Below are 277 nucleotides of genomic sequence, written 5' to 3' on the forward strand. Positions count from 1 at the left end.
GTAAATGGACATCATCCGCTCGAAGTGTCATGCCCGCAGCCATCGGGTGCCCGCCGAAATGCGGCAGAATGTCGCGGCATTTGCTTAAATGGAAAAATAGATCGAAGCCGGGAATACTCCGTGCTGAACCTTTTGCCATTTGCGTCTCTTCATCTATTCCAAGCACAATCGCCGGACGAGAAAATGTATCTGTCAATTTAGAGGCAACAATTCCAACAACACCCGGATTCCAGCCAGCTTTCGCTACAACAATGGCAGACTGGTCATCACCTGTCTC

1 protein-coding gene is annotated in these 277 nt (G+C 49.8%); it reads right to left on the reverse strand.

Annotation, left to right across the window (positions count from 1 at the left end):
- The coding region (locus tag SB658_RS23535; protein WP_410602708.1) for a DHHA1 domain-containing protein at window positions 1-277 on the reverse strand (277 nt) is incomplete at both ends.

The sequence above is a fragment of the Bacillus sp. SIMBA_008 genome, assembly GCF_046535495.1.
In the GTDB taxonomy this organism is placed as follows: Bacteria; Bacillota; Bacilli; order Bacillales; family Bacillaceae; genus Bacillus; species Bacillus subtilis.